Genomic DNA, 14,771 nt, shown 5'->3' with positions numbered 1-14,771 from the left:
ACCACTCGGCCCGCAGGCACTTCACCTGGTCAGACCGTCACTCGTCGGAGGTGTCGACAAATCCGATGAACAGGGAGACGCCGGTCTCGATGACACGGTCCACCTGCTCGCGCGAGGCGGTGCCCAGCCAGCACAGGGTGAGCCCGTCGGTGATCGCGATGACGGACGGCGCGAGCTCGTGGGTCGACTTGGTGAATCGGACGCCGGAGATGCGGGCGGCCTCGTCGAGCAGTCGTTCCGCGACGGCGTAGTAGCCGTCGTACAGACGTTCCGCGAGGTACTCCAGGCCCTCGGTCCGGCGGGCGTACAGCGCCAATCCGATCAGCGCGTGCTGTCGCGCGGAGTCGTTGATCGCATTCTCGGCGAACGACTGCAGGGCGCCCCGCATGAGGTCTTCGATCGGCGCATCGTTCGCCGGGAACTCGGCAAGCAACTGCAGCCATCCGTCCATCGCCGCCAGTTCCTCGGCGATGCCGTACTCGACCACCGCCGCGAGCAACTCGTCTCGGGATGCAAACGCGTAGAAGATGCTCGATTGACCCATCTTCGCTTCGGCTGCGATACGACGCGTCGTCGCGGCCTCCACACCATCGGTGCCGATCACGCGCAGTGTCGCGGTGATCGCCGCTTGCCGTCGCTGCTCCAGGGACAGCCGTGCCATCAGGTGAACCTCGTTCCGCGCCAGGACGATCGGTCGATCGACTCAACCGTGACGGTAGTCACCACACCCCGCAAATATCAACAACGCGCCTTGTTTCTGGCACAGGACCCGTGATTGTCCGCTCACCTCCGACATCATGGGGCAATCGCCGTCGACGGTGGAGCCGCCGTGGCGAGGGTGGCACTACAGTTGGTCGGGTGACCCTTGACGCCCCGACTGACGACCGCGTGCGGTACGCGCCGCGACCGCAGACCGAGGATCTCGGCTCCCGGCCCGGGCCGGTGATCCCCGACCCTGTGTTCGGCGCCGTCGACCGCCGACGGGGACTCATCGTCGGCATCGTCGTCACGTTGCTCGCGGTGGTCACCAGGTTCTGGGACCTCACTCACCCGACCGACGACGGCACGCCCGTCTTCGACGAGAAGCACTACGTCCCGCAGGGCTGGCAGCTCCTGACCGGCGGCAATTGGATCGAGGACAATCCGGCCTACGGGCTGGTCGTGCATCCGCCGGTCGGCAAGTGGATGCTCGCGTTCGGCGAGGCCCTGTTCGGGTACGGGCCGATGGGCTGGCGTTTCATGTCGGCGGTGTCGGGCGTGATCATTGTGCTCGCCGTGTACCTGACAGCGCGACGGATGGCGCGGTCGACGCTGGTGGGCGCACTGGCCGCACTGTTCGCCATCTGCGACGGCGTGCTGTTCGTCCAGTCGCGGATGGGCATGCTCGACATCTTCCAGGTGCTGTTCGTGGTGTTGGCGTTCGCAGCACTGATCTCCGACCGCGATCAGATGCGCGCCCGCCTGCACCAGGTGTTCGTCGAGGGACGCATCGACGACTCGCCGTTCGGGCCGCGTCTGGGCTTCCGTTGGTACCGGTTCACCGCGGGCGTCATGCTCGGTCTGGCGTGCGGCACCAAATGGTCGGGCCTCTACTTCGTGGTGTTCTTCACCCTGCTGTCCCTCGCCTTCGACGTCGCCGCGCGCCGCGCGTACCACGTCCAACGACCGTGGTTGGGTGTCCTTCGACGCGATGTGATCCCGTCCGGGTTCTCGCTGGCCGTGATGCCCGTGGTGATCTACCTCGGCACGTTCGCCGCGTGGTTCTCGTCGGAGACGTCGGTGTACCGCTACGTGGTGGGCACCGAAGTCGGAACCGGGGGAGCCTTCTCGTGGGTGCCCGCGGCTCTTCGGTCGCTCTGGTACTACGAGTCGGGGATCCTGGAGTTCCATTCGGGTCTCACGAACTCCGCGGGCAATCATCACCCGTGGGAGTCGAAGCCGTGGACGTGGCCGATGAGTCTCCGTCCGATGCTGTACGCCATCGACTACGGCCCCGACCAGTGCGGCGGTTCGGACTGTGTCCGCGGTCAGATGTTGATCGGCACTCCGGCACTGTGGTGGCTGGCGTTCCCGATGATCGCATGGGCGCTGTGGCGCATCGCATCGCGTCGCGACTGGCGATACGCCGCAGTCCTGGTCGCGTACGGCGCCGCGATCCTGCCGTGGTTCACCCAGCTCGACCGTCAGATGTACTTCTTCTACGCCACCCCGATGGCGCCGTTCCTCGTGATGGGCCTGGCGCTGGTCTGCGGCGACATCCTGTCGGCCGGAGCACAACGACGACGATCGGACCGCCAGACGATCTCGGTGCTCGTCGTCGCCTTCTATGCGGCGCTGGTGATCGCCAACTTCGTCTGGCTGTGGCCGATCCTCACTGGAGCTCCGATCTCGGATGTGGAGTGGGGTCGACAGATGTGGCTTCCGAGCTGGTCGTAGTGCAGGATCGGCGTGCGGGATCTCCGGCGACGAGCCAGAGCAGCAGCGCGATGGCGACCACTCCGCCGGTGACCACAAACGCGGGTCCGTAGCCCCACCGGTCCGCGATCACACCCGCGATCAACGGCCCGCTCACCGCACCGAAGTCGGACGACATCCCGTACGCGGCGAGCGCCGATCCCCCGCGCTGGCGGTCGGCGAGGAGATCGCCGAGTGCCGCCTGATGAGTCGGCGCGAACAGCCCCGACCCGATCCCGCCGATCGCCGTCAGCGCCAGGAGCGTGCCGATGTTCGGCGAGAAGCCGAGTACCGCGGTCGACGCCGCCGCGATCATCAATCCCGGGATCATCACCGGCCGTCGGCCGAACTTGTCGGAGAGGCGCCCGGACACCAGGATCGCGATGATGTTGCCTGCCGCATAACACGCGAGCACCACGCCCGCCCAGCCTGCAGATCTTCCGAGACCTTGACCGACGAACAGTGGGACCACCGCTATGCGCACGCCCATCGACGCCCAGCCCTGCGCGAAGTTCGACGCCAGGATCGCACGGTACTCGGGCCACCGAAGCGCCTCGAGGAATCCCGCGGCGGGAGCCTTGGTGCTGTCCGTATCAGCCGAACTGGCCGCAAGCGGTGCCGCGGGCATGTTCGCCGCGACCACGACCGCAGCGATGAGCAGTGCGATCGCATAGACGATGAACGGCAGACGCAGCCCGAAGTCAACGAGCGCGGCACCGATCAGCGGCCCGGCGAGACTGCCGATGAGGAAGCCCGCCGAGAAGTATCCCGACGAACGTCCGCGCATCTCCGGCGGCGCCAGTCGGATGAGCAGGGCCATCGCGGACACGGAGAACATCGTGGACCCGATGCCACCGGCCGCGCGGAAGGCCAGGAGCTGCCAGTAGTCCTGCGCGAATGCGCATGCCAAGGTCGACAACGCGACGATCAGCAGTCCGGTCAGGTAGATGCGGCGTTCGCCGAGTCTGGTGACCAGCCGCCCGGTGGTCGGCGCGAACGCCAACCTCATCACCGCGAACGCCGAGACGACTGCCGTCGCGGCAGTCACCCCGACGCCGAACTCACTTGCGAAGATCGGCAGCGCAGGAGCGATCAGTCCAAAACCGAGTGCGATGACGACGTTCGCCGCCAACAACACCCACAGTCCACGAGGCAACCCTGCGCTGCCGCCTTGCGCGTCGAGGGGTCGAGAGGTCACTTACGGACGATCATCACCGGCACTTTGGCGTGGTGCAGAACCTTCTGGCTACGTGACCCGAGGAGCAGTCCGGTGAATCCGCCGCGCCCGCGGCTTCCCATCACGATGAGCGACGCCGAGTCGCCTGCTGCGTCGAGAATCGCCTTCGCAGGCTCCTCAGGGATCACGACACGCTGCACGTCGACGTCCGGGTAGTCCTGCGAGTAGCCTGCCATCCGCTCTGCGACTGCCTCGACTGCCTGCTTCGACATCTCATCGATCTCGGTCTCGTCGAGTCCGAACCCGTGCAGCGCATCCGCGTCGAGCGGCGTCCATGTGTGGACGGCGACGAGCGGACGAGACCGCAGATCGGCCTGACGGTAGGCCTCGGCGACAGCGGGATCACTGATGGCGGAGTCGTCGACGCCGACCACAACCGGTCCGTCGCCGCCGAGGGCGCCGTGGGGAACGATGACGACTCGGCCCTTCGCATGCGCCGCGACGTTGGTGCTGACGGATCCGAGGAACAGACCCTTCACGCTGCCGAGGCCTCGCGTTCCGAGGACGATGGTCTGTGCCTGCGCGCCGAGCTCGAGCATCACGCGAGCCGCGTCGCCTTCGACGATCGATCCGCTCAGCTCGATGCCGGGAACCTCCTCGCGGGCGGTGTCGGCGGCCGATTGGACAGCCTTGGTCGCTTCACTGCGGATCGCGTCGATCACGTCCTGCGGGATCACGAGTCCAGGCGCGTAGTCACTGGTGGTGGATGTGTACGCCGCGACGATCTTCAGCGGCAAGTGCTCGGCCTGTGCGGTCCGGGCCGCCCACTTCACCGCGTCCGTCGACGCCTCGGATCCGTCCACACCGACCAGAATCAAGCTCATCGCTCATGCACTCCTTCACGGACCGGCTCGGGGACCGCAGTTCGGTCCTCGTCTTGCGCCTCACTTTCATTCTGTCCCAATCACTCTCGAAATGCATCGACACCGGTGGGCCGAACGTCCCTCGGTACGATGGAGGCGAAAGCCGCATATTCTCCAGAGCCTTGAAAGGCGGAACCCCCGGTGAGCACTGACCAGCGCAAGAGCGCGGCCCTGCACGTCTGCGCGACGTACGCGATCGGCTTCGTGTTGCTTGTCATAGCGCTCAACACGAGCGGAGGCGTCCACACCGCGTTCATCATCGCCGGCCCGGTCGCCGTCGGCCTCGGCGCCGTCGCCGCCATGGGTCGGACTCTTCTCGCGTGGCGTGCGAACAGCGGGTGGCAGATCTGGCAGGGCGCGTCGATCTTCCTCCTCGCCACCACCGTCGTCTGGGTCTTCGGCGCGGTTCCCGCCCTCGTCTCCTGACGCCTGTCCGCACGCCTAGCCGCAGAAGTCACGCCCTGTCCGCGTTCGTCCGCGGACAGGGCGTGACATTTCTGGCATTCTGTAATTTTCGTTCAAGGACGATCGTCCACAGTCGGCGTCTGCGCGTCGAGGCTGATCTCTTCGGCGTCGAGCTTGTCGAGGACAGCGGTGAGGACTTCGGAGCTGTAGGCGGCACGCTGGCTCAGGTCAAGGAGATGCCGTCGTTGTTCATCGATGACGTGGCGGCGGATCACACGCATTCGGTCGGCTGTGGCAATCCGGCGATCAAGGACGTCGGGCGCAGTGTCGGCGTCTTCACCGAGGTCCGCATCGCTTGCCGTTGCCTCCAGCTCACGAAGCGTCCTGATCCGCAGCGCGATCTCGGGATCGGCACCGCCGACCTTCGGGTCGGACATCACTTGCGCCGTCAACGCCGCCATCTCCCGGCCGAGCTCCCTTCGTTCCGACTCCACCTGAGCGCCGTGATCGGGGAGCTTCATCCACCGGACGAACGCCCCGAGCGTGGTCCCCTGAATCACCAGCGATCCGACTGCGACGAAGAACGCCAGGAGGACGAGCATGGCTCGGTATGGCGTGTCGGTCGGCAGCGTCTGGGCGGCGGCAAGCGTGACGACTCCCCGCATGCCCGCCCACACCAGGACGAATCCCTCCCGAGCACCGATCGACTCCGCACGGTAGTAGGCGATGTCGGCGAGCCGGCGGTCGATGCGGGTGCGCACCATCTCGGTGCGCCGCTCGGTGAAACGCTCCGGCAAGTCGGGACCCGCCAACGTCTCCTGAATCCGGGCCAGTTTGTCCTCATGGGAGATCACTCGTTGCGCTCGACGCTCGATCCACGCGACGAGCGGCATCACGACGATGAACCGGAACACGATGAGGAGGACAAACGCGAGCGCCGCGGGCCAGGCCGCATGCCACACCGATTCGTTCGATTCGCTCACCTCGGAGACCAGCGCTTTGAGCTCCAGCCCCATCAACAGGAACACACCGCCTTCAAGCAGCAGCTCGATCATCCGCCAGTTCTGAACGTCGGACAGGCGATGGGCGGCGGTCAGCCGTCGGACGCCGACACGACCGGTCACCAGTCCGGCTGCCACCGCAGCGACAAGACCCGAGCCTTCGAGGAGCTCGGCCGGAACGTATGCCAGGTACGGCGTGACGAACGAGACGGCGGTCGCGACAGCGGTGTTCGAGATCATCGCGCGAACGCGAACGACGATCCACCCGACTGCCGCGCCGACACCGACCGCCGCGACCACGGCCCACAGGAACGACACCGCGACACCCCACAGCGAGACACTGGCCGCCATCGCGGCGATCGCCGCCCGCAGCAGCACAAGAGCACTGGCGTCGTTGAACAGGCTCTCCCCCGACAACACCGTGATGAGCCGGTTGGGTGCACCGACACGTTTGACCGTCGTCGTCGCGACGGCATCGGTCGGGCTGAGGATGGCGCCGAGCGCGACGCCGGTCGCGAAGTCCGCGTCGGGCAGGATCCACATGAACACGAGCCCGAGCCCGAGTGAGCTGACCACGACCAGCACCACGGCAAGACCACTGATGGCTCGGAGGTCCCGCTTGAACTCCATCGTCGGCATCGCGACAGCGGCCGCGTACAGGAGCGGAGGCAGCACGCCGATCAGGATGATCTCGGGGTCGACGTCGATCTCAGGAACGTTCGGAAGGTAACTGACGACAACCCCCGCCAGCACAAGCAACAGCGGAGCGGCCAGCCGCAGACGCGGCGCGAGCTGGTTCGCGGCCGCGATCGCAAGCACGCAGAGAACGACTATCAGCACTGCTTCCATACGCATATCCTCCCGCATCAGGCGGTGCCGTTCCTCCACCTCCAGGTGACGCGGGTCACCAATCATTCATCGCCGGGGATCGTGCCATTGCCCATTGACAAGATCAATGAAGAGTGTCACGGTAGTCAGTGAGAAGTTGCTACGACGGACATCCCGTCGAGACAGCGAGAGGACACGACAATGACGTCGACGCAGCCCCGGCCCACCGCGTACCAGCCGCCGGCCAAGCAGGCAGCCGAACTGAACTACGAGCAGGTCCTCGACGACCTGTCATCGGCGTCGGTGCACCGAAACTTCGACCCTTACCTCGACATCGCGTGGGACTCACCCGAGCTCGAGATCTTCGAGAACGATCCGCGGTGGATCCTCAACTACGAGGTCGACCCGATCGGCCGCCACCCGTGGTACCAGGCCCTCCCCGAGTCGGAGCAGATCCGCATCGGCATGTGGCGCCAGGCGAACGTCGCGAAGGTCGGCCTCCAGTTCGAGTCGATCCTCATCCGCGGTCTGATGCAGTACGCGGACCGTCTCCCCAACGGCGACAAGCGATTCCGCTACACCACTCATGAGGCCAAGGAGGAGTGCAACCACACCCTCATGTTCCAGGAGCTGGTGAACCGCATCGGCATGAAGACTCCGGGCATGCGCACCTGGCTGCGCGCGATCTCGCCGATCATCCCGCTGTTCTCGACGATCACACCGACGATCTTCTACTTCGGCGTGCTCGCGGGCGAAGAGCCCATCGACCACATCCAGAAGGACTTCCTGCGCAGCCCGAAGTCGAACATGCACCCCGCGATGTCGGCGGTCATGGAACTGCACGTCGCCGAAGAAGCGCGTCACATCTCGTTCGCGCACAATCACCTGCGTGCGACCATCCCCGGCAAGGGCCGCCTCACCAAGTTCGCCCTGTCGGTGTTCATGCCGATCGTCATGCGCATCCTGTGCGACGCGATCGTCATCCCGCCGAGCGAGTTCCGCAAGGAGTTCAACGTTCCGCGCGAGGTCATGAAGGACATCTTCTGGGAGTCCGAGAAGTCGCGTGTGTTCTTGTCCGGCGTGTTCGGCGACGTCCGAATGCTGTCGGAGCAGTGCGGCCTGATGAACCCGGTCTCCCGCCAGGTGTGGCGCGCGATGAAGATCGACGGCCGCGAGTCGCGATTCCGCAGCGAGCCCGCCTACAACGCGAGCTGACCCGCCGGTGCCCCACGTTGTAACCCAGGCGTGCTGCGGCGACGCCTCGTGCGTCTACGCATGCCCCGTCAATTGCATCCATCCCACTCCCGACGAGCCGGATTTCGGCATCGCCGAGATGCTCTACATCGACCCGTCGACATGTGTCGACTGCGGCGCGTGCGTGTCTGCGTGCCCGGTCGGCGCGATCGTCCCCGGCCATCGGCTCGAAGAGAAGGCCGCCCGATTCGTTGACGTGAACGCCGCACACTACGGCTACACACAGCAGGATTCGGTCCGTTTCCCTGTTCAGCAGGACTGGCGACTGCCGCTCGCTCCGATCGAGAAGCCGAAGGCACTGCAGAACGGGCCGGCCATCGTCGACGTGGCGATCGTCGGATCCGGACCGTCGGCGATGTACGCAGCAGATGAACTGCTCAAGCAGCCACGTGTGCGTGTCACCGTGTACGAACGCCTGACCATGCCGTTCGGCCTGTCCCGGTTCGGCGTCGCACCCGACCACAAGTCGACGCGCCTGGTGATGGACCTGTTCGATGAGGTCGCTCGCCATCCGAACATCACGATCCTGCTGAACACCGAGGTGGGACGCGATGTGACGCTCGACGAACTGCGGTCCAAGCACCACGCGGTGCTGTGGGCGGGCGGTGCGCCGACCGACAAGCCGCTGCCCGTGCCCGGCGCCGATCTGCCTGGCGTTCAGAGCGCCACCGCTCTGGTCGGCTGGTACAACGGCCATCCTGATTTCGCGTCCGCCGTACCCGACCTGTCGACCGAGCGTGTCGTGGTGATCGGCAACGGCAACGTGGCTCTGGACGTCGCCCGCATCCTGACCGCCGACGTCGAAGCTCTGGCAGCGACAGACATCTCGCGTGCGGCTCTCGCCGTGCTGCGCGAGTCGAAGGTCAAGGAAGTCGTCGTCGCCGCGCGACGCGGCCCCGAGCACGCAGCGTTCACCCTGCCCGAGCTGATCGGCCTGGCCGACGGCAAGGCGCGTGTGTGGGTCGACCCGGCCGACCTCGACGGTGCATCCGTCGACGGCATCGACGATCCGACGATCGCCGCGAAGGTGTCCCTCTTGCAGGAGCTTTCACAGAACGAGAAGCCTGCGGAGCCGTTCATCCGTCTCGCGTTCGGGCAGACGCCCGTCGCGATCGAGGGCGATTCCCGTGCGAGGCGAGTCCGCTTCGCACAGACCGGAAGCGACACCGAGACTGTGGTGGAGGCCGGCCTGGTCCTCACGTCGATCGGCTATCGCGGCGTCCCCGTTCCCGGCCTCCCGTTCGACGACGAGACCGGCACCGTCGCCAACGTCGCCGGCCGTGTGACGGACACGCCGGGCGTGTACGTGACCGGCTGGATCAAACGCGGCCCGTCCGGATTCATCGGCACCAACAAGACCGACTCCGGCGAGACCGTCGCCAATCTCCTCGCCGACATCGAGGCAGGCGTCCACGCCTGACCTTCCTCTCGACCGGAGTCGAGAGGCTGTGGAATTCGACAGAACCGTTCCCGCCGTCCCGTGCGTCTAAGTAGTAGAGGCCCGGCACGGGGCTCGGGACGGGGAACGGCATGTCGAAGTTCGGGATCACACCCGGTCAGATCGCTCAGATCGCGGCCGATTGGCGCGTCGGTGGCGAAACGCTGTCAGAGGAACGGCTGGTGCCTCCCACTGGATCGGGCACCAGCCGCCTCGTCGCCGCATGTGCGGAGTTCTGTTCGGCGGCGTCGAAGGCGACAACAGCCGATGCACACCGCCTGACAGCTCTCGGCGACGCCTTGGCGCGGTTCGATGCGCTCACCGAGGAGTCCGACCGCGCGTCCGCAGCGGCCCTCGACACGGCGTCTCGCGGCGGCCCACGATGACCGTCGCTGTCGACGATGTGCTCGGCTGGGACTTGAGTGGACTGCCGGCGGCCGCATCGTCACTGACCACTCTCACCGGCCGGCTCATCGACACCGGGCGCACATGCGAGCGCAGCGCGTTGAAAGATCGGGCGTGGCAGGGCGTCACCGAAGTCGCCGCGCGCACCCGCATCGGCACCGTCACCGCGTCGCTCATCCGAACCGCTCACACCGTCGACGACGCGGCCGAATCCGTGCGGACCGCGCACTCCGAGCTCGCCGACCTCCAGACTGTACTGCGCAGCGCCGTGGACACGCTGCGCGCCGACCGATACCTGGTGGCCGCCGACGGGACCGTGACACATCCGGACGCGGAGCATCGTGCCGCCGCGTTGGATGCCACCGAGCAGATCCAGGCTCTGCTCGGGCAAGCCACACGCCTGGATCGAACACACAGCGCCGCACTCGACTCGTTCGCAGCCCAACTGACGGGGTCCGACCCGAACGCCGTCGTCATGCCGTCCGGAGCGGTCGTCACGCCGGCACGTGCGGCAGGCCTGCTCTCTGCGATGACCGATCCCGAGATGCGTCGTCGAGCATGGGCGTCGTTCTCCGAGTCCGAACGAAACGAGATCATCAAGGACAAGTCCACCGTGATCGGCAACCTGGACGGGATTCCGTTCGCCGACCGCGCGGTGGCGAACGAGGTGACGATCCGAGCCGAGCTCCGCGAAGCGCTCGGCGGCGGGTGGACGGGCAATGTCGACGCCGATCGTGCGGACCGGTTGAGGTCGATGCTCGCCGACGATCGGACCTTCTTGGCTTTCGACCCGGACACGGGTGAGTTCATCGAGATCGTCGGTGAGCTGACTCCGACGACCACCAACGTCGGCGTCTTCGTCCCCGGCACCGGCACAGGACTCGACGACATCGACTCGCTCCGGAAGAAGGCGTTGAAGCTGAGTGAGAAGTCGAATGCACCCGTCATCGTGTGGGCCGACGGCCCCTTCCCGCAGCACATCGTCGCCGATCCGAGGACGACGAAGTCCATTGAAATGGCTGTCGATCCCACGCTTGCCGCAGTGAACGCCCCCAGGCTCGTCGAGTTCACGCGAGCGTTGGACGCCGAGCTGGGTGCCGTCGCGCCCGATGCGAAGACGACTGTCATCGGGCACTCGTACGGCGGATCGATTGTCGGTACGGCCGAGCAGTTGGGCATGCGCGCCGACCGCGTGGTGTACGCCTCGGCGGCAGGCACCGGCGTCGACCCGGACCGCGGATGGAGCAACCCCGAATCGGACGTCAAGCGGTACTCGATCACGCCGCCGGGCGACCCGATCCACCTCGCGCAGAAGTTCGGTGCACCTCTGCACGGCGGCGATCCGGATGTCGCGCCGGGCGTCACCCGCCTCGACTCCGGGTACCTGTCCCCTGACGACAGCGGAGGTCGCCGTCTGCTCCAGGGAACGTCGTCGCACACCGACTATCTCAACGACTTCGACTCGGATGCGTTCAACGCACTTGCGAAAGTGATCGCCGGACAGGAGCCGGCCCCGTACGTCGAACGCGCCCCCGACATGCCACGCATCCTGGAGAGGCCTGAACTCGCGCCGATCATCATCGCCGATGAGGTGTTCGACGGTGTCGTCGACGGGCTCAAAGACACGATCGGCGGTGTTCTCCGTCTGGTCGGATGACGGAAATGTCAGAGGGTCTCGGCACAATGGTCGGCATGGAGCTCTCCCCCGTCACCCGTGCCCTCGCCGTCGTTCTGCTCGGCGCGGTGACCGTCGGAACTGCCGGGTGCGCACCCGTGACCGCGGACCGCACGGACGTTCAGTGGACATCGACGACAACGCAGGAGTCCACATACGCCGAGGACTCCCCAGAAGCCCCCGTCTCGACGAGCAGCACACCGGCAGCGCCGTCGACGTCGAGCGCTCTGGCGACCCTCGACTCTCTTCCGGTGAAAGGCCGCGCGCCGAAGACCGGCTACGCCCGCGATCTGTTCGGGCAGTCGTGGTCGGACGATGTGAACGTCGACGGCGGACACAATGGCTGCGACACCCGCAACGACATCCTGAGCCGCGACCTGACCGACATCACGTTCAAACCCCGCACCCGAGACTGCGTGGTGCTCACCGGCACCCTGAACGACCCGTACACGCGAACCACCATCGCCTTCACCCGCGGCCAGAGCACGTCATCGAAGGTGCAGATCGATCATGTGGTCGCGCTCGCCGACGCGTGGCAGAAAGGCGCGCAGCAACTCACCTCGGAGGAGCGCACCGATCTCGCCAACGACCCGCTGAACCTCCAGGCCGTCGACGGGCCGACGAATCAGAAGAAGAGCGCGTCCGACGCCGCGAGCTGGTTGCCACCGAACAAGGCCTACCGCTGCACGTACGTCACCCGTCAGATCGAAGTGAAAGCTCGCTACCGTTTGTGGGTGACATCCGCTGAACGCGACGCGATGCGTCGAGTCCTCGCATCCTGCTGACCTCAAGTGCCCCTTGAGATTTCGTCCGCGGCGGCCGACCTGAAATCGCCACGATCCTTCGATCTGTCATCGCGAATCCACTACCCGAGAACCCACTTAGGGTAACCTAAGTGCAGGTCAGAGACCTGTCAGATTCGAGAGAGATGCACACCACACAAGGCACGTGGTGTGATTCACGTTTGCAAGCGTGCCGAACGGGCCATTCCGTGTAACGATTCCGGTGCGACAAACGATCGCATCCCCCACGAAAGGAATCATCGTGACCTTCCCGGCACTGACCCAGTTCTTCAACGACCTCACCATCTTCGGCGGCGACCTGCTGTCGCTCTCGTTCACCTTCGGCTTCGGCAAGTAGTCGTCGCCTCGACGGCCGACGGCATCCAGGCCTCCTCCTCCAGGGAACCTGGATGCCGTCTGCCGTCGACGTCACTGTTATAGTGGGCTTCGGTTCACTCAGGTGACACCCGGGGCTATGGCGCAGTTGGTAGCGCGACTCGTTCGCATCGAGTAGGTCGGGAGTTCGATTCTCCCTAGCTCCACCGATAACCGCTGGTCACAGCGGTAAGTGTGCGAGAATGACGCTTGGGCAACATCCCTAGGCAACACTCGCCGGACGCCCCGCAGGTCAGCGCGTATTGCCCCCACTCCGGGAAGGCAACATCTTGGCGTCGATCTCCACTCGCACCCGGACCTCCGACGGCGCGACCACTCACCGCGTGATGTGGCGACAGGACGGCAAGCAACGCTCCCTTACCCTTCGTTGACCTCCAATCCGCGATGCGCTTCAAGCGCAACGTCGAAGCCCATGGCCCCCGCGAAGCTCTCGCAATCCTCGACATCGTCGACTCTGACGCGCCGGCGCTCACCCTCGGCCAGTGGATGGACGATCACGTCGCAGGCCGCACGGGTCTCCAGGGCGCGACCCGCGACAAATACGAGCGGTTCGCAGAGAAGGCCTTCCCTGAGCTACGCGACCTCCCCCTGGCACCGTCACCGAGGCCGCGATCGGCGGGTGGGTGCAGCGACAAGAGGCTGCGGAGTCGTCCGGCAAGACGATCCAGGACAAGCACGCTTTCCTGTCCGGCGTGCTGAAGGCGGCGGTGCGCGAGGGGAAGATCGACAGAAACCCATGCGAGGGACGACGCCTGCCGAAGACACTGCGGCAGGAGATGGTGTTCCTGTCGCGGGCCGAGTTCGACAAGGTGCACGGCCGGATCACGCAGGAGCGGTGGGCAGACCTCGCTCTGTGGCTGGTGTCGACCGGCATGCGGTTCGGGGATGCGACGGCATTGCGGGCCGAAGACATTGATCTGGACCGTGCGGAGTGCCGGGTCACGCGCGCATGGAAGCACGACACGGGCCGGAAGCGGACGATCGGGCCGCCGAAGTCGAAGCGGTCGGTGAGGACGATCAGCCTGCCGACGCAGGCGGTGGAGGTTGTGAAGCGGCGTATCGCGGACCCGACTGTCGACGAGGTCCTCTTCTGCAACTCCGCGGGGACGGCGGCGACGACGCAGGAGTTCTACAACCGGGCCTGGCTGGAGGCACGGAAGGTGCTCGCGCCGCGGGCGCCGAGAGTGCACGACCTGCGGCACACGTGTGCGTCCTGGATGATCGGTGCCGGCGTGCCGCTAGTGGTGGTGTCGCGACACCTGGGCCACGAGGACATCGGGACGACGTCGAACGTGTACGGGCATCTGGACCGGTCGAGTTACGACGATGCGGCGGCGGCGATCGGCAAGGTGTTCGGGTAGTCAGGCTTTCCCCACCCCGAGCTGTTGCCCGTACTCAGCGAGGTCTGCCCGCACGCGCTCGATCGCGGCCCACGCTTTCGGGTCGTCCTCGTGTCCAGTCTCGGCGAGCGCGTCGTGGGTGTAGGTCCAGTCGTCGTCAGGGTCAGTGGCCATGCGGTGACGGCATTCCCCGCCAGGCGCACGCGTTACTCATTACGACACAACGTCCCGTCTGAATGTCGGAAATAGACCGCCATGAACCAAACGGACCGAAGTCCGTGTCCGGACCGGACAAATGGAAACATAGCCTGAACTGGCCGTTCGCCGAGCATTTCCGACCAGAGTTTGCCGAATAGTTGCCTGGCGGGTGGAATCACCTGCGGAAGCACAACGCTTCCACCGCGCACCGAATCTGTAACGAGTATCGCTGGTTCGGGAGCGGTTGTTACACAGGCTGATTGGCCTGTTCCGACTTTGGGGGTCACCTATGTTGCGTCGCATCGCGACACCACTCGTCCTTGCCGTCATCGCCGCGTTCGCGTTGGCTTAAAGTTTGCTCGCCGGACCTGCCGATGCCCGGACCCATCACACGCGTGAAGGTGTCGACATCACCCTCACCGCATCCAAGCTCCGAGCGAAGAAGATCCCGGCCCTGGACTCCTCGCCGTTCTCCGGCGAAGCACTGCTCTCCTC

At 65.9% G+C, this 14,771-nt stretch carries 12 protein-coding genes, 1 tRNA gene and 1 pseudogene; 9 read left to right on the top strand and 5 right to left on the bottom strand.

Going from position 1 to position 14,771, the window contains the following annotated elements:
- Positions 1–37: 37 nt before the first annotated feature.
- Positions 38–661 carry a TetR/AcrR family transcriptional regulator gene (locus GM1_RS16295; RefSeq protein ID WP_008380632.1) on the bottom strand — a complete coding sequence of 208 codons (624 nt, stop codon included), beginning with the start codon at positions 659–661 and terminating at the stop codon, positions 38–40.
- A gap of 227 nt (positions 662–888) precedes the next feature.
- On the opposite strand from GM1_RS16295, the gene GM1_RS16290 reads away from it, so the two are divergent.
- On the top strand, positions 889–2,436 hold the full coding sequence (locus GM1_RS16290; RefSeq protein ID WP_040520466.1) for a dolichyl-phosphate-mannose--protein mannosyltransferase: 1,548 nt from the start codon (positions 889–891) through the stop codon (positions 2,434–2,436).
- Here the strand turns inward: GM1_RS16290 and GM1_RS16285 are convergent.
- Both GM1_RS16285 and GM1_RS16280 read right to left on the bottom strand, forming a co-directional pair.
- Positions 2,372–3,652 carry an MFS transporter gene (locus GM1_RS16285; RefSeq protein WP_008380629.1) on the bottom strand — a complete coding sequence of 427 codons (1,281 nt, stop codon included), beginning with the start codon at positions 3,650–3,652 and terminating at the stop codon, positions 2,372–2,374. The two genes, GM1_RS16290 and GM1_RS16285, sit on opposite strands and share 65 nt — an antisense overlap.
- Positions 3,649–4,515: a universal stress protein gene (locus GM1_RS16280; RefSeq protein ID WP_008380627.1), complete on the bottom strand. Its 867-nt coding sequence runs from the start codon at positions 4,513–4,515 to the stop codon at positions 3,649–3,651. Before GM1_RS16280 ends, GM1_RS16285 begins: the two co-directional genes overlap by 4 nt.
- Positions 4,516–4,695: 180 nt before the next feature.
- Between GM1_RS16280 and GM1_RS16275 the strand changes: the two genes are divergently transcribed.
- Complete coding sequence (locus tag GM1_RS16275) at positions 4,696–4,980, top strand: hypothetical protein (RefSeq protein ID WP_008380625.1); 285 nt, start codon at positions 4,696–4,698, stop codon at positions 4,978–4,980.
- A 92-nt stretch (positions 4,981–5,072) separates the two neighbouring features.
- On the opposite strand, the gene GM1_RS16270 is transcribed toward GM1_RS16275, so the two are convergent.
- Complete coding sequence (locus tag GM1_RS16270) at positions 5,073–6,809, bottom strand: cation:proton antiporter (protein WP_008380624.1); 1,737 nt, start codon at positions 6,807–6,809, stop codon at positions 5,073–5,075.
- A gap of 180 nt (positions 6,810–6,989) precedes the next feature.
- Between GM1_RS16270 and GM1_RS16265 the strand changes: the two genes are divergently transcribed.
- The 7 genes and pseudogenes from GM1_RS16265 (at position 6,990) to GM1_RS16235 (ending at position 14,099) form a co-directional block, all read left to right on the top strand.
- Positions 6,990–8,003 (top strand): AurF N-oxygenase family protein, encoded by a 1,014-nt coding sequence (locus GM1_RS16265; protein ID WP_008380622.1) that lies wholly within the window; start codon positions 6,990–6,992, stop codon positions 8,001–8,003.
- A 7-nt stretch (positions 8,004–8,010) separates the two neighbouring features.
- On the top strand, positions 8,011–9,462 hold the full coding sequence (locus tag GM1_RS16260; RefSeq protein ID WP_008380620.1) for an FAD-dependent oxidoreductase: 1,452 nt from the start codon (positions 8,011–8,013) through the stop codon (positions 9,460–9,462).
- Positions 9,463–9,572: 110 nt separating this feature from the next.
- The gene (locus tag GM1_RS22405; RefSeq protein ID WP_008380618.1) at positions 9,573–9,866 is read left to right on the top strand and encodes a hypothetical protein; all 294 of its coding nucleotides are present in this window, start codon (positions 9,573–9,575) and stop codon (positions 9,864–9,866) included.
- A complete protein-coding gene (locus GM1_RS16250; protein WP_008380617.1) occupies positions 9,863–11,542 on the top strand; it encodes an alpha/beta hydrolase in 1,680 nt (559 codons plus the stop codon). Before GM1_RS22405 ends, GM1_RS16250 begins: the two co-directional genes overlap by 4 nt.
- A 26-nt stretch (positions 11,543–11,568) precedes the next feature.
- Positions 11,569–12,342: pseudogene (locus tag GM1_RS16245) on the top strand (HNH endonuclease family protein); the annotation flags it as partial.
- Positions 12,343–12,811: 469 nt separating this feature from the next.
- Positions 12,812–12,884, top strand: a tRNA-Ala gene (locus tag GM1_RS16240).
- A gap of 477 nt (positions 12,885–13,361) precedes the next feature.
- Positions 13,362–14,099 (top strand): tyrosine-type recombinase/integrase, encoded by a 738-nt coding sequence (locus GM1_RS16235; protein ID WP_008380612.1) that lies wholly within the window; start codon positions 13,362–13,364, stop codon positions 14,097–14,099.
- Here the strand turns inward: GM1_RS16235 and GM1_RS22400 are convergent, their stop codons facing one another.
- On the bottom strand, positions 14,100–14,252 hold the full coding sequence (locus GM1_RS22400; protein WP_008380610.1) for a hypothetical protein: 153 nt from the start codon (positions 14,250–14,252) through the stop codon (positions 14,100–14,102). It lies immediately after the preceding gene.
- Between the last annotated feature and the right edge of the window lie 519 nt (positions 14,253–14,771).

The organism is Gordonia malaquae NBRC 108250, assembly GCF_000344135.1.
GTDB lineage: Bacteria > Actinomycetota > Actinomycetes > Mycobacteriales > Mycobacteriaceae > Gordonia > Gordonia malaquae.
The sequence above is the reverse complement of the archived record's forward strand: the minus strand, read 5'-3'. Positions and strand labels throughout refer to the sequence as shown.

What these genes read in the sequence shown, in the direction of transcription:
- GM1_RS16250 (WP_008380617.1), top strand. Translation starts at nt 9,863, where the DNA reads ATGACCGTCGCTGTCGACGATGTGCTCGGCTGGGACTTGAGTGGACTG.
- GM1_RS16265 (WP_008380622.1), top strand. Translation starts at nt 6,990, where the DNA reads ATGACGTCGACGCAGCCCCGGCCCACCGCGTACCAGCCGCCGGCCAAG.
- GM1_RS16270 (WP_008380624.1), bottom strand. Translation starts at nt 6,809, where the DNA reads ATGGAAGCAGTGCTGATAGTCGTTCTCTGCGTGCTTGCGATCGCGGCC.
- GM1_RS16280 (WP_008380627.1), bottom strand. Translation starts at nt 4,515, where the DNA reads ATGAGCTTGATTCTGGTCGGTGTGGACGGATCCGAGGCGTCGACGGAC.
- GM1_RS22400 (WP_008380610.1), bottom strand. Translation starts at nt 14,252, where the DNA reads ATGGCCACTGACCCTGACGACGACTGGACCTACACCCACGACGCGCTC.
- GM1_RS22405 (WP_008380618.1), top strand. Translation starts at nt 9,573, where the DNA reads ATGTCGAAGTTCGGGATCACACCCGGTCAGATCGCTCAGATCGCGGCC.
- GM1_RS16295 (WP_008380632.1), bottom strand. Translation starts at nt 661, where the DNA reads ATGGCACGGCTGTCCCTGGAGCAGCGACGGCAAGCGGCGATCACCGCG.